Origin of the sequence: Actinorhabdospora filicis (genome assembly GCF_030269765.1) — a bacterium.
Taxonomy (GTDB): Bacteria; Actinomycetota; Actinomycetes; order Mycobacteriales; family Micromonosporaceae; genus Actinorhabdospora; species Actinorhabdospora filicis.
The window spans coordinates 1,382,270-1,405,446 of sequence record NZ_BSTX01000001.1 but is presented as its reverse complement, the minus strand read 5'-3'; the positions used below and the strand labels follow the sequence as shown (position 1 = coordinate 1,405,446).

16 protein-coding genes are annotated in these 23,177 nt (G+C 70.3%); 9 read left to right on the top strand and 7 right to left on the bottom strand.

Annotation, left to right across the window (positions count from 1 at the left end; translation table 11 throughout):
* The first annotated feature begins 29 nt into the window (after positions 1-29).
* On the top strand, positions 30-4,022 hold the full coding sequence (gene eccCa / locus QSK10_RS06415) for a type VII secretion protein EccCa (protein ID WP_285661668.1): 3,993 nt from the start codon (positions 30-32) through the stop codon (positions 4,020-4,022).
* A gap of 33 nt (positions 4,023-4,055) precedes the next feature.
* Here eccCa and QSK10_RS06410 read toward each other — a convergent pair whose 3' ends face one another.
* Entirely contained in the window at positions 4,056-4,451 is a 396-nt protein-coding gene (locus QSK10_RS06410; protein WP_285661667.1) for a nuclear transport factor 2 family protein, read from the bottom strand.
* Positions 4,452-4,465: 14 nt separating this feature from the next.
* Positions 4,466-5,635, bottom strand: a complete 1,170-nt coding sequence (locus tag QSK10_RS06405; protein ID WP_285661666.1) for an MFS transporter — start codon at positions 5,633-5,635, stop codon at positions 4,466-4,468.
* 54 nt (positions 5,636-5,689) lie between these two features.
* Between QSK10_RS06405 and QSK10_RS06400 the strand changes: the two genes are divergently transcribed.
* Positions 5,690-6,328 carry a TetR/AcrR family transcriptional regulator gene (locus tag QSK10_RS06400; RefSeq protein WP_285661665.1) on the top strand — a complete coding sequence of 213 codons (639 nt, stop codon included), beginning with the start codon at positions 5,690-5,692 and terminating at the stop codon, positions 6,326-6,328.
* A 595-nt stretch (positions 6,329-6,923) separates the two neighbouring features.
* On the opposite strand, the gene QSK10_RS06395 is transcribed toward QSK10_RS06400, so the two are convergent.
* Together QSK10_RS06395 and QSK10_RS06390 are read right to left on the bottom strand one after the other, a co-directional pair.
* The gene (locus QSK10_RS06395) at positions 6,924-7,874 is read right to left on the bottom strand and encodes a malate dehydrogenase (protein WP_285661664.1); all 951 of its coding nucleotides are present in this window, start codon (positions 7,872-7,874) and stop codon (positions 6,924-6,926) included.
* Positions 7,875-7,967: 93 nt separating this feature from the next.
* Positions 7,968-8,825 (bottom strand): bifunctional methylenetetrahydrofolate dehydrogenase/methenyltetrahydrofolate cyclohydrolase, encoded by an 858-nt coding sequence (locus tag QSK10_RS06390; RefSeq protein WP_285661663.1) that lies wholly within the window; start codon positions 8,823-8,825, stop codon positions 7,968-7,970.
* Positions 8,826-9,691: 866 nt separating this feature from the next.
* Here QSK10_RS06390 and QSK10_RS06385 point away from each other — a divergent pair.
* On the top strand, positions 9,692-10,516 hold the full coding sequence (locus tag QSK10_RS06385; RefSeq protein WP_285661662.1) for an inositol monophosphatase family protein: 825 nt from the start codon (positions 9,692-9,694) through the stop codon (positions 10,514-10,516).
* A 58-nt stretch (positions 10,517-10,574) separates the two neighbouring features.
* On the opposite strand, the gene QSK10_RS06380 is transcribed toward QSK10_RS06385, so the two are convergent.
* Together QSK10_RS06380 and QSK10_RS06375 are read right to left on the bottom strand one after the other, a co-directional pair.
* Positions 10,575-10,832, bottom strand: coding sequence for a UBP-type zinc finger domain-containing protein (locus QSK10_RS06380; RefSeq protein WP_285661661.1), 258 nt, complete (start codon positions 10,830-10,832; stop codon positions 10,575-10,577).
* 17 nt (positions 10,833-10,849) lie between these two features.
* On the bottom strand, positions 10,850-12,427 hold the full coding sequence (locus tag QSK10_RS06375; RefSeq protein WP_285661660.1) for a Na+/H+ antiporter: 1,578 nt from the start codon (positions 12,425-12,427) through the stop codon (positions 10,850-10,852).
* Between the two features lie 126 nt (positions 12,428-12,553).
* Between QSK10_RS06375 and QSK10_RS06370 the strand changes: the two genes are divergently transcribed.
* The 5 genes from QSK10_RS06370 to QSK10_RS06350 all read left to right on the top strand — a co-directional run bounded on the left by QSK10_RS06370 (position 12,554) and on the right by QSK10_RS06350 (position 18,251).
* Positions 12,554-14,155 (top strand): peptide ABC transporter substrate-binding protein, encoded by a 1,602-nt coding sequence (locus tag QSK10_RS06370; RefSeq protein ID WP_285661659.1) that lies wholly within the window; start codon positions 12,554-12,556, stop codon positions 14,153-14,155.
* A gap of 113 nt (positions 14,156-14,268) precedes the next feature.
* Positions 14,269-15,192 (top strand): ABC transporter permease, encoded by a 924-nt coding sequence (locus tag QSK10_RS06365; RefSeq protein WP_285661658.1) that lies wholly within the window; start codon positions 14,269-14,271, stop codon positions 15,190-15,192.
* Complete coding sequence (locus QSK10_RS06360; RefSeq protein WP_285661657.1) at positions 15,185-16,159, top strand: ABC transporter permease; 975 nt, start codon at positions 15,185-15,187, stop codon at positions 16,157-16,159. The genes QSK10_RS06365 and QSK10_RS06360 overlap by 8 nt, the downstream gene beginning before the upstream one ends.
* 5 nt (positions 16,160-16,164) lie before the next feature.
* Positions 16,165-17,244, top strand: a complete 1,080-nt coding sequence (locus QSK10_RS06355; protein WP_432705295.1) for an ABC transporter ATP-binding protein — start codon at positions 16,165-16,167, stop codon at positions 17,242-17,244.
* On the top strand, positions 17,241-18,251 hold the full coding sequence (locus QSK10_RS06350) for an ABC transporter ATP-binding protein (RefSeq protein WP_285661656.1): 1,011 nt from the start codon (positions 17,241-17,243) through the stop codon (positions 18,249-18,251). Before QSK10_RS06355 ends, QSK10_RS06350 begins: the two co-directional genes overlap by 4 nt.
* Positions 18,252-18,883: 632 nt before the next feature.
* Here QSK10_RS06350 and QSK10_RS06345 read toward each other — a convergent pair.
* On the bottom strand, positions 18,884-19,654 hold the full coding sequence (locus QSK10_RS06345; RefSeq protein WP_285661655.1) for a sporulation protein: 771 nt from the start codon (positions 19,652-19,654) through the stop codon (positions 18,884-18,886).
* A 509-nt stretch (positions 19,655-20,163) separates the two neighbouring features.
* Between QSK10_RS06345 and QSK10_RS06340 the strand changes: the two genes are divergently transcribed.
* Entirely contained in the window at positions 20,164-23,103 is a 2,940-nt protein-coding gene (locus tag QSK10_RS06340) for a S8 family peptidase (protein ID WP_285661654.1), read from the top strand.
* Positions 23,104-23,177 lie beyond the last annotated feature (74 nt).

Here is a 23,177-nt window from a genome sequence, read left to right as displayed (position 1 = left end):
TAAGGGAGCGTCCACATGGGAGCCACGCGATGAGCACCGTCCTCGTCCGGCGGCCCGCGCGCAAGGCCGTCCCCGAGGTGTCCAGCGCGCCGATCGCCATCGCCGCGCCCCCGCAGCTCCCCGACGCGCAGAGCGCCACCATGAACATGGCCATGGTCATCATGCCGATGATGTCGGGCTCCGGCGCGCTCATGATGGCCCTGACCAACCCCAACCGCCCGCTCTACGCCGCCGCCGGGCTGCTCATGCTGGTCGCCAGCGTCGGACTCGGCATCGTCATGTGGGTGTCGATGCGCTCGGGACCCAAGCGCAAGCTCCGCGAGCAGCGCGAGCGCTACCTGGACTACCTGGAGGACGTGCGCGGCGTGGTCCGCAAGGCCGCCCGCGTCCAGCGGGCCGCCGCCGCCCTGCGCCACCCGCATCCGGAGCTGCTGCCCGACCTGGCCGGCGGCTTCGCCCGCCGCTGGGAGCGGCGCGTCGGCGACCGCGACCTGCTCACCGTCCGGTGCGGACTCGCCCGGGTGCCGCTGACCCGAACCCTCACCCTCAACATCGACAACAACCCCCTGAACACCTACGACCCGGTGTGCCAGAGCAGCGCCGAGGAACTCGTCGACCGCTACGCCACCGTCGGCGCCCAGCCCCTCACCGTCCCGCTGGGCCGCTACGCCAACGTCGCCGTCGTCGGCGACTACGCCCACGGACGCGCCGCCGCCCGCGCGATGCTCACCCAGCTGGCCACCCTCGTCTCACCCGACGACGTGCGCGTGGCCGTCGTGCGGCACCGCACCCGGGCCGAGCACTGGCACTGGCTGACGTTCCTGCCACACGTCCTGGCCGAAGGACCCGGCTCCGGCCCGCTGCCGCACCCGCTGATCTGCGACTCCACCGGCGAACTCGGCGAACTGCTCGCCGAGGACCTGCACCGCCGCGCCCAGGACTGGCGCCGCCGCCGGGGCGGGCCGCCCGGGCCCGGCACGCAGCACCTCGTCATCGTCATCGACGGCGAGCAGCAGGTCTCCATCTCCGGCATGTGGGACGAGGAGATCGACCCGGCCGAGCTCGGCGTCCACGTCCTCAGCCTGGTCGCCGAGGAGCGCCAGGAACCCGAGCGCCTCGACGCCCGCGTAAAGGTCACCGCCGACGGGTCGGTCACCGCCGTCCTCGACCTGCGCGCGCCCGCGCCCGCCGAGGGCGAGCCGCACCTTGAGATCGTGCCCCTCAAAGGCGCGCTCGACGTCATCTCGGAGGCCGAGGCCGCCGGTGTCGCCCGCGCCCTGAGCCCCTTCCGGCTCGCCGAGGCCGAGAGCGGCGAGGCGCTGCACGCCGTCCACGGCCTCACCGACATCCTCGGCGTCACCGATCCGGCCACAGTGGACGTCGGCGCGATCTGGCGGTCCCGTCGCGACGAGGACGCCCTGCGCGTCCCGATCGGCGTGGGCGCCGACGGCGAGATCGTCGACCTGGACCTGAAGGAGTCCGCGCTGGGCGGCATGGGCCCGCACGGGCTCATCGTCGGCGCCACCGGATCGGGCAAGTCGGAGGCCCTGCGCACCCTGGTGGCCGCCCTGGCCGTGCGGCACGACCCGGAACGGCTGGCGCTGCTCACCGTCGACTTCAAGGGCGGCGCGACCTTCGCCGACCTCGATCCGCTGCCCCACAACGCGGGCAGCATCACCAACCTCGCCGATGACCTCGCCCTCGTCGACCGCTTCCGCGAGGCCCTCTACGGCGAGATGATGCGGCGCCAGCAGCTGCTCAAGGACTCCGGGAACCTGCCGAACGTGCACGCCTACGCCCGGCTGCGCAAGACCCGCCCGGAACTGGCGCCGCTGCCGCACCTGCTGGTCATCATCGACGAGTTCTCCGAGCTGCTCACCGCCAAACCCGACTTCGCCGAGCTGTTCGTGGCCGTCGGCCGCATCGGCCGCTCCATCGGCGTCCACCTGCTGCTGGCCACGCAGCGCCTGGACGGCGGGGCCATCCGCGGCCTGGAATCGCACCTGTCCTACCGGATCGGGCTGCGCACCTTCTCCGAATCGGAGAGCCGCGACGCCATCGGCGTCCCCGACGCCTACCGGCTGCCGCCCGAACCCGGCTCCGGATACCTCAAAGTGGACACCTCGGTCTTCACCCGCTTCAAGGCCGCGATGGTCTCCGGCGCCTACGAACCGCCGCGCGAGGACAACGACGACCACCTGCCGATCCTGCCCTGGCCACCACCGCCGAGCCCGCTGATCGGGCTCACCCAGGCCCTGGCGGCGATCGCGCCCGACACCAGCGGCGGGCACGCCGCGCCCACCGAGCGCACCATCCTCCAGGTCCTCGTCGAGCGGCTCGCCGGCGCCGGTGCCGAGGCGGTGCGCCCGGTGTGGCTGCCGCCGCTGCCGGAGGCGATGCCGCTGGACGCCGTCCCCACCGCACTGGACAAAGTGGAGGACCCGGCGCGGGTCACCGCGATCATCGGCCTGCACGACTCTCCGCGCGAGCAGCGGCAGAAGCCGCTGGAGTGGGACCTCACCGGCGCCGACGCCAACCTGGCCGTCTACGGCGCGCCCGTCTCGGGCAAGTCCACCCTCATCCGCACCCTGGTGGCCAACCTCGCGCTGCGCTACGAGCCCGGCCAGATCGCCTGCTACATCATCGACTACGGCGGCGGCGCGCTGGCGCCGCTGGCCGCGCTGCCGCACGTGGCGGCGGTGGCCACCCGCGCCGAGCCGGAGCTGATGCGCCGGGTCATCGCCGACGTCAAGTCCATGCTGGACAGTCGCGAGGCGGTCATGCAGCGCCTCGGCCTGGACTCCGCGGCCCGCCTGCGCCGGGCCCGCGCGACCGGGGAGGTACCGGCGTCGGTGGCCGGGGACGTCCTGTTCATCGTCGACGGCTGGGGCGCCCTGCGCGACACCGACTACGAGCTGGAGGACCCGCTCATCGAGATCGCCGGGCGCGGTCCCGCCCTCGGCGTCCACACCGTCATCACCGCCGTCAACCAGACCCAGGTGCGCGCCCGCCTCGCCGCCAACATCGGCGGCCGCGTCGAGCTGCGCCTGTCCGATCCCTTCGACTCCGGCATCGAACGCAAACTCGCCGAGGCCCTGCCCAAGGAGACACCGGGCCGCGTCCTGTGGTCCGACGAGAACTACGGCCACGTGGCCCTGCCGCGCGTGGACGGCTCGGTCGACGTGGAGGACCTGCCCGCCGGCATCGCCCACCTGGCCCGGGAAGTTTCCCAGCGGTGGACGGCGCCGCCGGTACCGCCGGTGCGCGTCCTGCCCGGCCACGTCACCGCCGCCGAACTCGTCCCGCCCTACGTGCCGGGCGAGGAGCTCGACCCCTACGCGATGCGCCCGGTCATCGGACTGTCCGAAAGGGACCTCGGCCCGGCCCGCATCGACTTCGACACCGACCCGCACCTGATCGTCTACGGCGACCCGCAGACCGGCAAGTCCAGTGTGGTCACCACGATCATCAAGCAGCTCATGCGCCGTCCCGTCGGCGGGGTCGGCATCATGATGGTCGACTTCCGCCGGGCGCACCTGGAGGAGATCCCCGACGACTACGAGCTCACCTACTGCACCGGTGCCGCGCACGCCGCCCAGAACGCCACCGAACTGGCCGCCGCGCTCAAGAAGCGCCTGCCCGGTCCCGACGTCACCGCCCAGCAGCTGCGGGAACGCTCCTGGTGGAAGGGATACGAGGTCTTCCTCGTCATCGACGACTACGACCTGGTCGCCACCGGCGGCGGCAACCCGCTCGCGCCGCTCATGGAGCTCATCCCGCAGGGCCGCGACCTCGGCTTCCACGTCATCCTGTCCCGCCGCACCGGCGGGGCCTCGCGGGCGCTGTACGAGCCGTTCCTGCAGACGCTGTCCGACATGTCCCCGCCGACCCTGATGTTCTCCGGCGACCGCATGGAGGGCCGCCTCGCGCACGGCGTCGCACCGCAGCGGCTCCCGCTCGGGCGGGCGCTGCTCACCCGGCGCGGCGAACCGGCCGAGCCGGTCCAGATCGCGGTGACCTGAACAGGGGGCCGGGATCTCCCGGCCCCCACTTCGTCAGGCCTCGAACGCGACGTGGATCGCGTAGGAGTCCTCGTGCATGTGGTAGCGCACGACCTTCCCGTCCCGCACCGTCAGCCGCAGCGCGAAGGTGGAGTGGAACTCGCGGCCGGTGTCGTTGACCAGGTAGCGGAACTCGCCCAGCACGACCGCCTCCTCCCCGTCCACCACGACCGTCTCGACGGCGAACTCGCGCGGGGTCAGGTTGGTGTCCAGCAGGTGGAAGAACTCGCTGACCTGGATGTGGCTGGACCGCTCGCCCAGCCACGGGACCAGCGGCGAGCCGTGCACGGCCCAGTCGGCGGGATCGGCGGTCAGGTTGAGGATCGTGTCGATGTCGTGCTTTCCGATGGCGCGCAGGTAGGTCTCGACGGTGGCGCGGGTGTCGCTCATGGTTCTCCTCGTGATCACTTGGCGCGGGCGACGGCGAGGGCGACGCCCGCGCCGGCGGCGGTGATGACGGCCGCGATGACGGCCGAAGTGGACAGTCCATTGAGGGCGGTGCTGACGGGGCCGGTGACGCTCGCGCCGACCAGGAGGGCGGCATTGAATATCCCGGCGCCCAGGGCCCGGGCCGCGCCGGAGCGCATCCCGACGGCCTCGGCGAGGCTCGGCGCGGCCAGGGCCACGCCGAAGGTGAGCACGAACATCCCGAGCGCCAGCGCGACCGCCGGGGCGCCGGTCCCCAGCGCGGCCACCGCCAGCGCGGTGACGGTGACCAGGGCGAGCCCGGCGGCGGCCCGCAGCGGTGCGGCCCACCGTAGCCGGGTGAGCAGGAAGGGCACCAGGACCACGGCGGGGACCGCGCTGAGGCGGATCCACGGCAGGGCCGAGCGGTCGACGTCCGCCGACAGCTGGAACGTGGTGTAGAGGGCGACGAAGGCGACCAGCAGCGTCAGCGCCGCCGTCCACAGGCCGATGAGCTGCGGTGTCACTGTGAGCTTGACGCGCGTCCCCGGCTCGCGGGCGGGGTCGGGGCGCAGCACGAGCCGGATGGCCAGCGAGGCCAGCACCATCAGCGCGGCCGCGGCGAAGAAGGCGGTGCGCCAGGGCGCCACGGCCAGGACGCCCTGTCCGGCGACCTGGAGCAGCCCGCCCGCGGCCAGGAACCCGCCGGTCAGCGAGGCGAGGACGACGCCGCGCCGCTCGGCCGGGACGTTCATGCCGACGTAGGCGAAGGCGGCGGGCGGGAACGCGCCGGTGGCGAGCCCTTGCAGCGCGCGCAGGGCGTAGCCGGAGGCGGTGCCGCGCGCCAGCGTGACGGCGAGGGTGGCGACGGCGGCGGCGAGCAGGCCGTAGGTCATCACCCGGCGGGCGCCGATCCGGTCCACGAGCATGCCGAACAGCAGGACGCCGGCGGCGTAGCCGATGCCGAAGGTGGACAGGACGCTCATGGCGGTGGGGGCTTCGACGCCCCACTCGCCGGCGATGGAGGGGACGAGCGGGATGCCGAGGTAGAGCTGCCCGGTGGCCAGCATGGCGGGCGGGGCGAGCACGAGCACGGTGCGCAGGACCGGTGTCCGTACCGCCGACGGCGCGGCGCTCGGCACGGGCACCGCCGGGGTGGTGGTGGTCATGGGCACACGCTAACCAACCAACTAGTTGGTTGGCAACCGGGTAGGCTGTTGCTCATGTCACGCAACCCCGAGGAGACCCGCGCCCGCCTGCTCGCCGCCGCCCGCGTCGAATTCGCCGAGCACGGCCTGGCGGGATCCCGCGTCGACCGCATCGCCACCGCCGCCGGCTGCAACAAGGAGCGGATCTACGCCTATTACGGGTCGAAGGAGAAGCTGTACGACACCGTCCTGGAGAAGGCCCTCACCCAGATCCGCGCGGCGACCCCGCTGCACCTGCACGAGGGCGAGGACATGGGCGACTTCGTCCGGCGCGTCTACGAGTTCCATCGCGCCGACCCGAGCCTGATGCGCATCTTCATGTGGGAGGCCCTGGAGATGGACGGCCGCGAGACCCTCGTGGCCGACCAGGAGCGGCGGGCGTTCTACCGCGACCGCGTCCACGAGATGGCCGGGCAGCTCGGCGTGACCGACCTGGGCCGGATGCGGATGATGTTCATCGTGCTGGTCGCCCTGGGGGCATGGGCGACGGCGCTGCCGAACCTGGTGCACTTGATCGGCGACGGCGAGCTGGACGACGAGGCGGGCCGGGACGCGCTGCGGGAGTTCCTGGCGGGGATCGCGGTGGCGGGGCGGGGGCTGGTGGAGGGGGAGAAGGGCATGGAGTGGTCCGGAGGGCAGGGCGGGGACGCCTGAGCGGGCGGGGGTCGAACCGGGCCGTGGTGGCGGCGTGGGGTTCGTCCCGGGGTGATCAGTGCCGGGCCCGGCCCGTCACGTGGATGTCGGCCGGATCGGGCGGGCCGCCCGGGGCGAGCGAGTCGAGCGACTCCACCCGGCTGGGTGGCCATGGCCTGCGGCGCTTCGGTGGCCGTCGATTCGGTGCGCGGGGTGTGGCTCATGCCGGTGGGTGTCGCCGGGCGCGGCACCTCGGCGGCCGTCGCCCTCGTCCGGGTTCGGCGGCCGGTCTTCGTCGGCGTGCGGTCTTCTCCTCACCTCCTCGCTGTCGTCGCCACTTCTTCGCCTCGGCCCGGTCGTCCCGGGCCACGGCACCCGGCGGCCCCCGGCTCCACCCCCACCGCCCGCGGCGGGTCCGGATCGGGCGGCCGATGTGAAATGCACTCATCCATCGCATAACGGAATGCTCACACATCCCGTGTTAAACCACTGTGAGTCGATTAAGGTGAATATGTCCGCTTCGGTGGCGGGGTCCGCAGCCCGGCGCGGCGGCGGGTGAACAAAAACGCCCTCCCGGTGGACCGGGAGGGCGCTTCAAGCTCTGCGCGAGCTCACATCACATGCTCGCGACGTCGCTCTGCTTCGCGCGGACGGCCTCGGCGGCCTCCTTGAGACCGGCGAGCTCCTCGGCGGTCAGGTCCGTCTCGACCACGCGGCGGACGCCCTCGGCGCCCAGCTCGGCCTCGACGCCCAGGTAGACGCCGTCGATGCCGTACTCGCCGTCCACCCACGCGCAGACCGGCATGACCGCGCCGGAGTCCTCCGCGACGGCCTTGGCCATGCGGGCGGCGGCGGCCGACGGGGCGTAGTACGCCGAGCCGGTCTTCAGGAGGGCCACGACCTCGGCGCCGCCGTTGCGGGTGCGCACGACGAGCTCCTCGATCTTCTCGGCCGGGAGCACCTCGGACAGCGGCTGTCCCTTGACCGAGCAGGCCGAGGGGACCGGGACCATCGTCTCGCCGTGCGAGCCGAGGGTGAGGGTCTTGACCTCGGAGATCTTGGCGCCGGTGGCCTCGGCCACGAAGTGCGTGAAGCGCGCGGTGTCCAGCATGCCCGCCTGGCCCATGACCCGGTTCTTCGGGAACTGGGCGGCGATCTGCGCCAGCGCCGTCATCTCGTCGAGCGGGTTGGTGACGACGATGATGACCGCGTTCGGGGCGTACTTCGCGACGTTCTCGGCGACGGGACGGACGATGCCGGCGTTCTTCTCCAGCAGGTCCATCCGGCTCATGCCCGGCTTGCGCGGGAAACCGGCCGTGATGATGACGACGTCGGAGCCCTCGATGATCTCGTAGCCCGACCCGTCGAAGCCCACCGTCTTGCCGACGACGAGGGTCTCGTAGCCCTCGACCGGGCGCGACTGGTTCAGGTCCAGGGCCAGGCCCTCCGGCTTGCCCTCGACTACGTCCACCAGCACGACGGTCTCGAAGACGTCGTACTCGGCCAGCCGCTGCGCCGTGGTGGAGCCGTAGAAACCGGCGCCGACGACGGTGACCTTCTTGCCCATTCTGGGTGCTCCTTTGCGTCCTTGACAGGTCGTTAAGGCGAACCTACGCGCTCACCGGAGGTGAAATGGTGTCGGGTCGCCGTTACAAAAGTCTCAGGCGAGCTGCTCGGCCCGCTCGACGACGTTCGTCAGCAGCATCGCGCGCGTCATAGGGCCCACACCGCCCGGCATCGGCGCGAAATGCCCGGCCACGGCCGCGACCTCCGGGGCCACGTCACCGAGGATGACCGCCTTCCCGTTCGCGCCCACCTCACGCGTGACGCCGACGTCCAGCACCGCCGCGCCCGGCCGCACCATGTCCGCCGTCAGCAGCCCCGCCACACCCGCCGCGACGACGATGACGTCGGCGTTCTGGGTGTGCGCCTTCAGGTCCCGCGTACCCGTGTGGCACAGCGTGACCGTCGCGTTCTCGCTGCGGCGCGTCAGCAGCAGCCCCAGCGGGCGGCCCACCGTGATGCCACGGCCGATCACCACGACCTCCGCGCCGTTCAGTGGCACGTCATAGCGGCGCAGGAGCTCCACGATGCCCCGCGGCGTGCACGGCAGCGCGCCCTTCTCGCCCAGCACCAGGCGGCCCAGGCTCACCGGGTGCAGGCCGTCGGCGTCCTTGTCGGGATCGATGCGCTCCAGAACGGCCTGCTGCGAGATCCCCGCCGGGAGCGGCAACTGGACGATGTAGCCGTGGATCGCGTCATCGTGGTTCAGCTCGTCGATGACCTCGGCGACCTGCGCGAAGGAGGCGTCGGCCGGGAGTTCCTTCTGGACCGAGTGGATGCCGACGGCGGCGCAGTCGCGGTGCTTGGAGGCGACGTAGACCTTCGAGGCGGGGTCGTCGCCGACCAGGACGGTGGCCAGGCCGGGGGTGAGGCCCTTGGTGGCGAGGGACTTGACCCGGATGGCGAGTTCTTCCTTGATGGCGGCGGCGGTGGCCTTGCCGTCGAGTAGCTGCATGGGGGGATTTTCGCATGGGGGGTGGGGGGAGGGGGTTGGTCTGGGGTGGGTTGGTGGGGGTGGGGGGCTGGGCTGGGCTTTGCGTCGCCTTGCTGCGCGCTGCCTTGCCTCGCTGCGCCCTGCCCCGGCCCGCGCCGCCCCGCCCTGCCCCGCCCTGCCCCGCCCTGCCCCGCCCTGCCCCGCCCCGCCCTGCCCCGCCCCGCCCCGCCCCGCCCCGCCCCGCCGCCAGCCTCCCTAGCACGCGCGGGGGCCGTCCCCGGTGCAGCCTTTCCCCGTCACCCGAGGCCGTTTCACCCGGTCTTCGTAGCCGTCTCCAGGCCGGGGGTCGTGTGTTCCCGACGCCTGCTCGGCCCTCGGTGCTTCTCGTCTATCGCCCCGCGGATCGTCCGCCCGCTATGCATCCACGGCGTTGCGGCTATGACACCGTCGCCGTCTCCCCCCACGGATCGGCCACTTTCGATTCCCTGCATCGGCGCTATGACACGGTCGCCGTCTGGCCTGGGCTTTCAGCCCTCGTCCCCGACCAGGACGCTGTCCTGGACCTGGGCCTCTCTCGGGAGGCGTCTCCTCCTCTGGCCGGCTGTCGTGACGGTGAACGAGGAACCTGGGGGTGTCAAGACGGAAGAGCTGTCTTGACACCCCCAGAACCCTCGTTCCAAGGCCCATCCCGGCCGACCGACGGAGGATCCACCTCTCCTATCCCGGGTCGCTGTTTTCGCACGGGCTGGTCTTGGGTTGCCGTCTGTTCTGCGGGCTGCTGACCGTCTCAGTTGGGCTCAGAACAACCGGTCCTCTAGCTCTTTCCTCACCCTTCCCGCATACCGCTAATCCCCGAGCGCGTAACCCCATCCCCCTACACTCACCCCATGACCGACGATCTCGCCCTCGCACGCCGTCTCGCCGATCTCGCCGACCCGATCTCCATGCGTTACTTCCGTTCCGATGCGCTCGGGGCCGAGACGAAGGCGGACGGGTCGATCGTCACCGCCGCCGACAAGGAGATCGAACGGGTGCTTCGCGCCGAGCTGGCTTCTGCCGCGCCCGCCGATCGGGTGATCGGGGAGGAGTACGGCTCGGACGCGGACGACACGGGTGCGATCGGTTCGCGGTACTGGATCATCGATCCGATCGACGGGACCGCGCACTTCGCCTCCGGGAAGTCCGCGTGGAGCACGCTCATCGGGTTGCGGGTGGGGGAGACCGTGACGGTGGGGTTGGCTTCGGCGCCGGCCCTGGACAAGCGGTGGTGGGCTTCGGAGGAGGGCGCGTGGGTGGCGCCCAATGGGGGGTCGGCGGTGCGGTTGGGGGTGACCGACGTCGATGGGCTCGCCGAGGTCCGGATGGGGATGTGGCCGGTGGGCAAGCGGCTGAACGAGTCGCAGCGGCGGGTGTGGGAGGCGCTGTCGGAGCGGGTGGCGACGGTGCGGCCGACGGCCGATGAGGGGGGTTCGCTGCGGGAGGCCACGGGGAACGTGCACGGGGGGTTGATGGTGGCCGAGGGGTTGCTGGACGCTTATGTGCTGCTCGGTGGGGGGCCGTGGGATCACGCGGCGATCGTGCCGATCGTGACGGGGGCCGGTGGGCGGTTCAGTGACCTGGAGGGTGGGACGCGGGTCGACACCGGCGCGGGGGTTTACACGAACGGGAAGGTGCACGACGAGGTGCTGCGGGTCATCGCGGCGGCGCTCTGATCTGACGAACCGGACGGCCGGGCTCGATCGTCGAGCCCGGCCGTTCGTGTGCCGGTCGCTATCCGAGGGCCTCGTCGGTGTAGCACCAGCGCCAGATCTCGCCGGGTTCGACCGAGCGCATGACCGGGTGCCCGCTCTCCTTGTAGTGCGCAGTGGCGTGCTGGTGGGGGGTGGAGTCGCAGCAGGCGACGTTTCCGCAGGTCAGGCACATGCGCAGGTGCACCCAGTCGTGGTTGCCCTCGTCGAGGCAACGGGCGCAGGACAGCTCGGCGGGGACGGGGTGGTCCACCGCTTCCGAAAGATGGGCGCAGCTCATATTGATCACGTTAGCGGTCAGCCGTGCTCGCGCCCCAGGAGAGACTCCTCCAGGTCCATGTCGCGCTGGACGCGGGTGAGGACCTCATCGGGGATGCGGCCCTCGTCGCGGGCGGACACGAAGACGCCGCGCTCGGTGTCGAGCATCGCGTGGCGCAGGCGGCGGAAGGCGTCGGAGGGGGTCTCCACGTCGGCGGGGCCGAGGCGCTCCCAGGCGTGGTTCGCCCGGATCTGGGCGCCCTGGCGCAGGCGCTGCACGACCTCGGTGGGGGCCGGGTGCTCGGTGATCTCCTGTTCGAGCCGGACGAGCGCCGCCCGTGTCGCCTCGTGCTGGACGGAGGCCTCGGCGAGCGCGTCGGCCTTGGAGTCGTCGCGTTTGATCTTGAGCTTGCGGACCAGTACCGGCAGGGTCGTGCCCTGGAGCAGCAGGGTGACGACGATGGTGACGAAGGCCAGCCAGATGAGCAGGGTCCGGTGCGGGAAGGGCGTCGACCCGTCCGAGAGGTACAGCGGGAGGGTCAGCGCGGCGGCGAGGGTGATCGCGCCGCGCATGCCCGCCCAGGACAGCACGATCGGCTGGACGAGTGAGTCCCGGTCGCGTTCCCGGCTCGGGAAGAGCCTGGTCGTGTAGAAGGCGGGGATGATCCACACGAAGCGGGCGGCGATGACGATGCCGACCACCAGCGCCGACAGTCCGACGATGACCTCGATGGGCTCGGTCAGGTCGTGGACGATGAAGTTGACGTGCATGCCGACCAGCACGAACACCGCGCCTTCGAGCATGAACACGACCATTTTCCAGAACGCCGCCATCTGCAGGCGCGAGGCCGCCGACATCATCGTCGGCAGGCGGTGGCCCACGTAGAGGCCGGTGACGACCACCGCGACGACACCGGAGCCGTGGATGAGCTCGGCGGCGTAGTAGGCGACGAACGGCGTGATGAGCGACAGCGCGTTGTCCAGCAGCGGGTAGAGCGTCCGGCGGTGCAGGAACGTCATCACCACGGCGGCGACGAGGCCGACGAGGAGACCGCCGCCGGCCGACTGGACGGCGGTGAGCGCGATGCCGCCGATGCCGACGGCCTCGCCGACGGCGGCGGCCACGGCCACGCGCAGCAGGACCAGCGCGGTGGCGTCGTTGAGGAGGCTCTCGCCCTCCAGGATCGTGACGAGCTTGCGGGGCAGCCCGAGGCGGCGGGCGACGGCGATGGCGGAGACCGCGTCGGGCGGGCCGACGACCGCGCCGAGCGCGAGGGCCGCCGACAGGGGGATGGACGGCATGACCGCGTGGAGGGCGAAGCCCACGGCCAGGGACGTGAAGATGACCAGCCCGACCGCCAGCAGCAGGATCGGCCGCATGTGCAGGCGGAAGGCGGGCACCGAGAACTCCTGCGCGGCCACGAACAGCAGCGGCGGCAGGATCCCGAAGAGGATCAGGTCGGGGTCGAGGGCGGGCGTGGCGATCCACGGGGTGAGTCCCAGGATCACTCCGACGATCATGAGGGGAATGGGGGCCAGGATGCCCAGGCGCCGCGAGGCCGCGTAGACGGCGATCACGACGATGACGATGCCGAGGACGGTCAGGTACTGGGACATGCCATGACCCTATCTAGTGGACGAATGACCTATTTCTCCAAAATCTGCGCGTATGGTGGCCAATGTGACGTGGGTCGGCGCCGTAAGGGCGGCGGCCCCGCGGGTAGTTGAGGCAGAGGAGATGCGATGAAGAAGCGCGCGGTGTGGTGCGCCCTCGCGGTCCTGCCGCTGACGGCGGCGGCGCTCGCGGGGTGCGGCGGAGGGTCCAGTGGTGGTGGCGGCGACGGGGTGATCAGCGTCGGTATCGGCGAACCCAAGAGCCTGTTCGTGACCTCCGTCGGTGAGACGGAGGGCCATCAGGTGATCATGGCTCTCTATACCCCGCTGGTGCGCTACAACGACAACCTGGAGACCGAGCTGGCCGCGGCCGAATCGGTCACGCCCAGCGAGGGCAACAAGGTCTGGACCATCAAGCTCAAGGACGGCTACACCTTCCACAACGGCGAGAAGGTCACCTCCGACTCCTACATCAACGCCTGGAACTACGGCGCCTACGGTCCCAACGCGCAGGACCTGAACTCCTACTACTCCAAGATCGATGGCTACGCCGCCATCAACCCCACCGACGGGTCGACCCCGGCCACCAAGACCCTCTCGGGCTTGCAGAAGGTCGACGACCTCACCTTCAAGGTGACGCTGTCGGCGCCCTACTCCGGGTTCATGACCACCCTCGGTTACACCAACTTCATGCCGCTGCCGTCGGTCGCGTTCAACGACCCGGCCGCGTTCCAGAACTCGCCCATCGGCAACGGGCCCTTCAAGATGAAGGGCAACTGGCAGCACGACCAGCTGATCCAGGTCGAGGCCTGGGACGGCTACACGGGCACCAAGCCGAAGGTCAAGGGTGTCGACTTCAAGATCTACCAGGACGCGGGCGCTCAGTACAACGACGTGGTCGGCGGAAACCTCGACGTCGTGAAGACGATTCCGACACAGCAGATCGCCAACGCCAAGAAGGACCTGGGCGACCGCTACGGCCAGACCCCGTCCGGCTCCTTCCAGGGCCTGGCGTTCCCGGTGTACCAGAAGGACTTCGAGAACGTCGGCGTGCGCCGGGCGATCTCGATGGCCATCGACCGGGACGCGATCGTGCAGACGGTCTTCGCCAACTCCGCCGTCTCGGCCCGCTCGTGGGTGTCCCCGCAGTTCCCGGGGGCCCGCGACAACACCTGCGGCGAGTGGTGCAACTACAACCCGACCGCGGCCAAGGCGCTCTACACCGAGTCCGGCGGGCTGCCGAACAACAGCCTGAAGATCAGCTACAACGCCGACGGCGGCCACAAGGAGTGGATCGACGCCACCTGCAACCAGCTGGCCACCAACCTCGGCATCACCTGCACCGGCAACCCGGTGCCGAAGTTCGCCGACCTGCTGACCTCGCTGTCCAAGAAGGAGGCGGTCGGCATGTTCCGGCAGGGCTGGATCCCGGACTACCCGACGATGGACAACTACCTGGAGCCGCTCTACTCCTGCGACGCGGCCCCGCAGCCGAACTACTCCGGCTTCTGCGACAAGACCTTCGACGAGGACCTGGCCCAGGGCTTCGCGGCCGCCGACAACAACGCCGCGATCCCGCACTTCCAGGCCGCCGAGAGCATCCTCGCCGAGAAGCTGCCGCTGCTGCCGATGCGCTTCGGCCGCAACAACTTCGGCTACTCCGACAAGGTCAAGAACGTCACCATCGACCTCTTCTACGAGCTCGACCTGCTGGCGCTGGAGACCAAGTAAGCGCGAACGGCCGGAGTCGATGGGGATCGACTCCGGCCGTTCACCCACCCACCCTGACCTGAGGGCATACGCGGAAAGGGCCCGGCCGCGCCGGGCCGTGAGGGGCTTGAGCGATGTTCCGCTACATCATCCGCCGGTTGCTACAGATGGTGCTGGCCTTCTTCGGCACCACGCTGCTGGTGTACTGGCTCATGTTCGCCGCGAGCGGGGACCCGCTGGCGGCGCTGGCAGGTGAGAAACCGATGAGCCCCTCGGTGCGGGCCGCGCTCACCGAGCAGTTCCACCTCGACCAGCCCTTCATCGTGCAGTACTTCTACTACATGAAGGGCCTGCTCAGCTTCGACCTGGGCAACAACCTGTCCAACCGCGACATCGCCGACCTGGTCCTGTCGGCCTGGCCCTACACGCTGCGGCTGGCGTTCCTGGCCTTCATCTTCGTGGTCGTCGTCGGCATCCCGCTCGGGGTGTGGGTGGCCATGAAGCGCGGCGGGGTCTTCGACACCACCGTCCTGCTGCTGACCCTGGTCATCATCTCCATCCCCGTCTTCGTCATCGGCTCGACGCTGGCGATGATCGGCTCGATGTACGGCCTGTGGGTGACCAACGTCGGCGGCGCCGGGACATTGTCGGCCTATCTGGTGCCGGCCATCGTGCTCGGCTCACTGTCACTGGCCACGGCGGTGCGATTGACGCGCGGCTCGGTGAGCGAGAACCTGCGCGCCGACTACGTCCGCACCGCCAAGGCCAAGGGCCTCAAGCGGCTGCGCGTGGTCGGCGTCCACGTCCTGCGCAACTCCCTCATCCCGGTCATCACGTTCCTCGGCATCGAGCTCGGCGGCCTCATGGGCGGCGCCATCGTCACCGAGAAGATCTTCAACATCCCCGGCATCGGCTTCGAACTCGCCAAGGCCATCAACCTGGAGGACGGCCCGACGGTCGTGACGATCGTCAGCCTTCTCGTCATCGTCTACCTCGTCATGAACCTGATCGTCGACGTGCTCTACGCCGTGCTCGACCCGAGGATCCGCTATGAGTAGTGACCCGAACGCCCTGCCTCCCAACGACGAGCGGGCGGCCATCGCCGAAGGCGAGGCGGCCAGTACCGAGAAGCGCGTGACGGCCGAGCTGACGGAGGTCTCCGGCCGTCCCCGGTCGCTGGCCTCGGACGCGTTCCGGGACCTGCGGAAGAACCCGATCGCGATCATCTCGGCGGTCATCATCGTGATCCTGGTGGTCATGGCGATCTTCCCCACGCTGTTCACGCACAAGGACCCCACCGACTGCGCGCTCGGGCGCTCGCTGAAACCGCCGAGCTCCGAGGCCTGGTTCGGTTACAACTTCCAGGGCTGCGACATCTACGCCCGCACCATCCACGGCGCCCGCGCCTCGCTGATGGTCGGCATCGGCTCGGTCATCGTGGTGGCGTTCATCGCCATCGTCCTGGGCATGCTCGCCGGGTACTACGGCGGCCTGGCCGACGCGATCATCGCCCGCTTCACCGACATCATCCTGGGCATCCCGCTGCTGCTGGGCGCGATCGTGATCCTGTCGGGCTTCAAGAACAACAGCAACATGTGGCTCGGGCTGCTGATGGTCATCGCCGCGCTCGGCCTGCTGGGCTGGACGAGCGCGATGCGCATCGTGCGCGGCTCGGTCCTGTCGGCCCGCAACCAGGACTACGTGCAGGCCGCGCGGATGCTCGGCGCGACCAACTGGCGCATCATGACCCGCCACATCGGGCCCAACGCGATGGCGCCGGTCATCGTCGTCCTGACCATCGCCCTGGGCTCCTTCATCGCCACCGAGGCGACCCTGTCCTTCCTCGGCATCGGCCTCAAGCCCCCGTGGATCTCCTGGGGCGGCGACATCGCCGACGCCACCGCCCGCGTCCGCAACGCGCTCGGCCCGGTGCTGTTCCCGTCGTCCTTCCTGGCCCTGACCGTCCTGGCGTTCATCATGCTCGGCGACGCCGTGCGTGAGGCCTTCGACCCGAAGCTGAGGTGAGCGCGGTGGGCAAGCACTCCACGGACCAGTCGGTCATCGAAAAGGCGAGCGCGCCCGGGCCAGACGACGGCGGCGGGCACCTCCTGGAGGTCCGCGACCTGTTCGTGGAGTTCCGCACCGGCGAAGGCGTCGCCAAGGTCATCAACGGCGTGTCCTACCACCTGGACGCCGGTGAGACCCTGGCCGTGCTGGGCGAGTCCGGCTCGGGCAAGTCGGTCACCGCGCAGGCCATCATGGGCATCCTGGACAGCCCGCCCGGGTTCGTCACCGGCGGGCAGATCCTCTACAAGGGACGCGATCTGCTCACCGCGAGCGAGAACGAGCGGCGGGCGGTGCGCGGCAAGGAGATCGCCATGATCTTCCAGGACGCCCTCTCCGCCCTCAACCCGGTCTTCACCGTCGGCTGGCAGATCTCCGAAACCCTGCGCAAGCGCGAGGGCCTGTCCAAAAAGGACGCCCTGGACAAGGCCGTCGAACTGATGGACCTGGTGAAGATCCCCGCCGCGCGGGAGCGGCTGAAGGCCTACCCGCACCAGTTCTCCGGCGGCATGCGCCAGCGCGTCATGATCGCCATGTCGCTGGCGCAGCAGCCGAAGGTGGTCATCGCCGACGAGCCGACCACCGCGCTCGACGTGACCGTCCAGGCCCAGATCATGGACCTGCTGGCCGACCTGCGCCGGGAACTGAACACCGCGATGATCCTGATCACCCACGACCTCGGCGTGGTCGCCGACGTCGCCGACCGGATCGCGGTCATGTACGCCGGGCGCATCATCGAGCACGCCGAGGTCCACGCGCTCTACAAGAGCCCGGCCCACCCGTACACCCTGGGCCTGCTCAACTCGATCCCGCGCCTGGACGACAAGGGCAAGACCCTGCGCACCATCCCGGGCCTGCCGCCGAACCTGACGCGCATCCCCGCCGGATGCCCGTTCAACCCGCGCTGCCGCTACGTCCGCGACGTCTGCCGCACCGACGTGCCGCCGAGCGTGTCGCTGGGCGAGGGCCGCGACGCGGCCTGCCACTTCGCGCGCGAGGTGCTCGCCGGAACGCTGGAGCCGACCAGGAAGGACCCGGAGCTATGACCGCGCCCGCGCTGGGGGAGCCGCTGCTGAGCGTCAGCGGCATGGTGAAGCACTTCCCGATCACCCGGGGCATCCTGTTCCGCAGCCGGATCGGCGAGGTCAAGGCCGTCGACGGCGTCGACTTCGTCCTCCACAAGGGAGAGACCCTCGGCATCGTCGGGGAGTCCGGCTGCGGCAAGTCCACCCTGGCCAAACTGCTGATGCGCCTGGAGGAGGCCACCGCCGGGACGGCCGTCTACGACGGGCGCGACATCGTCGCGGCCAAGGGCGGCGAGCTGCGGCGGTTGCGGCGCGAGGTCCAGATGGTCATGCAGGACCCCTACACCTCGCTCAACCCGCGCATGACCGTCGGCGACATCATCGCCGAGCCGCTGATCATCCACGGCGTCGGCGGCGACCGGGACGCGCGCGTCCGCGAGCTGCTCGACCTGGTCGGCCTCAACCCCGAGCACATCAACCGGTACCCGCACCAGTTCTCCGGCGGGCAGCGGCAGCGCGTGGGCATCGCCCGGGCCCTGGCGCTCAACCCGGAGATCATCATCTGCGACGAGCCCGTCTCGGCGCTGGACGTGTCGATCCAGGCGCAGGTCATCAACCTGCTGGAGAAGCTCCAGGCCGAGCTCGGGCTGTCCTACATCTTCATCGCGCACGACCTTTCGGTCGTCCGGCACATCTGCGACCGGGTCGCGGTGATGTACCTCGGCCGGATCGTGGAGATCGGCAGCGAGGACGAGATCTACCAGCGCGCGACCCACCCGTACACGCAGGCGCTGCTGTCGGCGGTGCCCGTCCCCGACCCCGATGCCCGCGAGCACCGCAACGTCATCCGGCTCACCGGGGACGTGCCCTCGCCGGCCAACCCGCCCTCGGGCTGCCGGTTCCGCACGCGCTGCTGGAAGGCCACCGACCTGTGCGCGCAGGAGGACCCGCCACTGATCCCGCGTGAGGCCGACCCGCACCCGAGCGCCTGCCACTTCGCCGCGCAGGCCGAGCACATCATCGACTGAGCCGGTGAGGGCGGTTCGCGGGCGAGCCGGATGATGTGGAGCCGGTCGCGAGGTCACTGATCGGCGATGCGGGGGATGCCTGTGACCGGCTGTGCGGAGTTGTCTACACTCAGTGTCCGGACCCTCGCGGGTCCCGCGGAACGCCTTGTCTCCCGTTTCCGCCTCCGGTGGGGGGTCGCTCGCGACCACCCACCGGCTATTTTTTCGCTCGCCGATCGAGGGCGGGGCATCTGGCTTTGAGGATGGGCTCGGTCGGCCGGGGGTTGGTGGGGGTGCTCGCCTGGAGGCCGCGCGCGGGTGTGTGAGTGGTTGGGCGCATCGAGCAGGCCGTCTTTGACGATGTGCCCGGCAGGCCGATGGTCGTGGTGAGGCGCGCCCGAGACCCGCGCTCGGGTGTGTGAGGGGACGGGCGCACCGAGCAGGTGATCCGGGCGATCTTCGAGGTCAGCCGAACCCGGCCCCCGCGTGCGGAATCAAGGCGTGGGTCGTGTTCGAGGGCGGCGTGGTCGGCGTGGCGGGGCGGGGCGGACTTCCGGTATCTCTTCCCTCGTCTCCTCCCCTCCTCTCTCCCCCAAGAGCGCGAAAAACCCACCCGGGCGGCCCGGGTGGGCTTCGTCATGGGTCGGCCCGGGTCAGGCCACGCCCTGCCGCTGTCCCAGCTGGGTGAGCTGCGTCCGCAGGGTCTCCAGGATGTCGCCCGGCGCGTCGTTGGTGATGGTGAAGCGCTGGTAGGTGTCGTGCGCGGGTGAGGTCAGGCTGCCCTTGTCGTTGGCCTGGAAGATCACGTCGGTGGTGGCCTTGCCGGTCACGAAGGTCAGCTCGACCTCGGTGAAGCGCTCCTTGAACTCGCCGCCGGGCCAGAATTCGATCTCCTGGTAGAACGGCATGTGCGAGCCGGGGATGGTGCCCGACTCCAGGTCGGCGATCTGGAGCACGAAGCCCAGTTCGACCATGGCGTCCAGGACGGCCTTCTGGATCGGCGTCGGCTCGATCACCAGCGGGTCCAGGTCGCCCTTGTCGAAGGCGTTGTCCAGGGACAGCTCGGTGGACACGCCCAGCTTCATGGTCGGCAGCGGGCGGCCGCCGACGGCGCTGATCGGGGTCTCCAGCGGGACCGGGATCGCGAAGGCGACGGTGTGCGTGGAGCCCTTGGCGAGCTGGAAGGGGCCGGAGACCTGGGCGCGGTGGAAGTCGAAGGTGGCCTTGGCCTCCTCGCCCTTGTCGTCGAGCTCGACCATGGCGGTGAACTCGATGGTGATGCCCTCGACCTTCTGGTCGACCTCGCCGCCGGTGAAGGTGACCTCCCCGCTGAGGGTCCCGCCGGGGGTGACGTTGGGGTCGGTCAGGACACTGTCGACGGTGACCCCGGCACCGAAGATCGCCTTGAGCTGACGCAAGACCACGGGGGTGGGTCCTTTCTGGAGGGCAAGAGTGCGTACAGAGTATCCGGGCCGCCGTGCGGCACCGGGTACCGGACGCCGATGTCGGCGGTGAATCGGTTCGGTGGCACGGGATCGAGCGAATTCGGCGAATGGCGGCCAATTGCGCGACTCCAATGGGGACGAACACCATTCAGGGTGCCGTCGCGAGCCGTATGAGGGTTATCCCTCGCATCGGCGTTCACCCTCGGGACATCGGCGCGTTGCCACCTGGGACGTCGTCCTCTCCCCGTCCTCGCGGCGTCCTCCAAGGCCCTCACCACGGGCTCCCCGGCCCTTCGGTTGATTTACATCGGTCGATCGTCCGGCCTAGGCTTCGGGCGCGCGCCCTGCCCCGGCGCGTCTGCTCCCGGGGGAGCAGTCACTCAAACGGAGGGTGCACATCTGTGTCCTCGAAAATGTTCCCGGGCCGGAGATCGCCGGCGACTTTAAGCATTGCGACCGCGGTCATCACGACCGCCGCTTTCCTCTCCGTGCCGGGCGCTGCCGCGGCGGGGGAGGGCACGAGCACGCCTCCCACGACCTACACCGCCGGGCGCTACATCGTGGAACTGGAGCAGGCGCCCGCGTCCAGCTACGAGGGTGACGTCGCCGGTCTCAGCGCCACCCAGCCCAAGGACGGCGACCGGCTGAACCCGGACGGATTCGCCGTCAAGCGCTACCGCAACTACCTCGCCGCGCTTCGCAACGACGTCCTGGCGATCGTGCCGGGCGCCGAGGTGAGCCGCACCTACGACACCGTGTTCAACGGCTTCACCGCCGAGCTGAGCGCGTCCGAGGCGGCGACCCTGGCCAAGACCAAGGGCGTCAAGGGGATCTACCCCGACGAGGAGTTCGAGGACGACACCGTCACCACCCCCGACTTCCTCGGCCTGACCGGCTCCAACGGCGTCTGGCAGAAGCAGTACCAGGGCGTGGAGCACGCCGGTGAGGGCGTCATCGTCGGCGTCATCGACTCCGGCTACGTCCCGGAGAACGGCGCCTTCGGGGCGCTGCCCGAGCCGCGTCCCGACCAGGCGATCATCGACGCCAAGTGGAACGGCACGTGCCAGACCGGCACCACCGGCGACCCCACCAAGGACGTCGCCTGCAACAACAAGGTCATCGGCGCTCGCTGGTACAAGAACAACGTGACCGCCGTCCCCGAGGAGTTCGACTCCCCGCGCGACTACCACGGCCACGGCTCGCACACCGCGTCCACCGCGGCGGGCAACAACGGCGTCGACGCCATCATCGGCGGCCAGAACGTCGGCAAGATCTCGGGTATGGCCCCGGCCGCGCGCCTGGCCATCTACAAGGTCTGCTGGCGCCGCCCGACCGGTAACTGCGGTGCCAACGCCGCCAACTCGGTCGCGGCCATCGAGGACGCCGTCAACGACGGTGTGGACGTCATCAACTTCTCCATCAGCGGCTCCAACACCGTCGCCTTCACCGCCGTCCAGACCGCCTACTTCAACGCCGCCGCGGCGGGCGTTTTCGTGGCGAACTCGGCCGGCAACGACGGCCCGGGCAGCACCGTCAACCACAACACCCCGTGGACCACGACGGTCGCCGCCAGCACCCACGGCCGCGCGTACTCCACCACCCTGACCCTCGGCAACGGCGTCACCGCCGTCGGCGCGGGTCGCGGCAGCGGCCTGCCCAGCTCGCCGATCGTCCAGTCCAAGGACATCGCCAAGGCGGGTTCGTCGGTCGCCGAGGCCAACCTGTGCTTCCTCGGGACGCTCGACCCGGCCAAGGCCGCGGGCAAGCTCGTGGTCTGCCAGCGCGGCACCAACGCGCGCACCGACAAGTCGCAGGAGGTCAAGAACGCCGGCGGTGTCGGCATGATCCTGCGGAACATCGTCGGCGGTGGCCAGGACATCGCGTCCGACTTCCACGCCGTCCCGTCGGTGCACCTGACCGCCGCCGAGGCCCAGAAGGTCCTCGACTACCTGGCGGGTTCGGCGACCCCGACCGGCGCGCTGGCGCCCGGGGTCTACGCGCCGGACCGCGCGCCGACCATGGCCGACTTCTCCTCGGCCGGTCCCGCCATCGCCGGTGGCGGCGACCTGCTGAAGCCGGACATCACCGCGCCCGGTGTGGACGTCATCGCCGCCTACGCCCCCGCGGGCAACGGTGGCGCGAACTTCGCCTCCGCGCAGGGCACCTCGATGTCCAGCCCGCACATCGCCGGCATCGCCGCGCTGGTGAAGGGCAAGCACCCCGACTGGACCCCGATGATGGTCAAGTCGGCGCTGATGACCACCGCGACCACGCTGGACAACCAGGGCAAGCCGATCCAGCGCGCGGGCCACGACGCCACGGTCTTCGACTACGGCTCCGGGCACGTCCGCCCGAGCCTGGCCTTCGACCCGGGTCTGGTCTACAACTCCGACCAGGACGACTGGCTGGCGTGGGGTTGCGGCATCGGTGAGCTCCAGGTCAAGTTCCCCGACGTGTGCGCCCAGGACGGCAACACGATCGACCCGACGCAGCTGAACTACCCGTCGGTCTCGATCGGGAACTTCGTCAAGGCCGAGACGGTCACCCGTACCGTCACCAACGTCGGCAAGTCGACCAGCACGTACTTCGCGGTCACCGAGGCGCCCAAGGGCACCAAGATGACCATCAGCCCGACCTCGCTGGTGCTGCGTCCCGGCCAGTCGGCGTCCTTCAAGATCACGATCACCCGGACCGACGCCGCCCTCGGCGTGTGGACCTCGGGCTCGTACACCTGGAAGGACCTCAGCGGGCACGTCGTGCGCAGCCCCGTCGTGCTGAAGCCGGGCGCGGTCGCCACGCCGAAGGAGGTCGCCGGCAAGGGCGTCACCGGTTCGGTCGCGATCAACGGTGTGTCCGGTTACGCCGGTCAGCTGAACGCGTCGGTCATCGGCCTCGGCCTGGACAACACCAGCCACGTGGCCCTGTCCAACCCGCAGTCGGAGGGCTTCCCCACCAACGCGCCGGTGGAGAGCGACCACACCAAGAAGGTCGAGGTCACCGTTCCCGCCGGTAAGACCGGACTCGTCGACACCTTCGACAACGAGTACGAGACCGGCACCGACATCGACCTGTACGCCTACGTGAAGAACGCCGACGGTTCGCTGACGGCCGGCCCGACCTCCGGTTCGGAGGGCGCGACCGAGCACGTGAGCCTGCCCGGCGGCGCGACCTACGTGGTCTTCGTCGACCTGTTCGACTCGCCGCGGGGTGAACCCGTCGACGGGAAGCTGCACGCGGTGTCGCTCGGGGGCAACGAGGGCAACCTCTCGCTGAGCCCGGCGAGCCAGTACGTGACGGTCGACAAGGCCTTCACTGTCACCGGTTCCTGGACCGGTCTCCTCGCCGGACGCCGTTACTACGGCGTGGTCGTCCTCACCGACGGCACCGGCGCCGAGATCGCCCGCGTCCCGGTCACCGTCACCACATAGGACCGTCCATATCGGACGAGCATGGCCGGGCCGCCCGCGCGGTGGCCCGGTCCGTGGAGGAGCGGGCCGCCCGG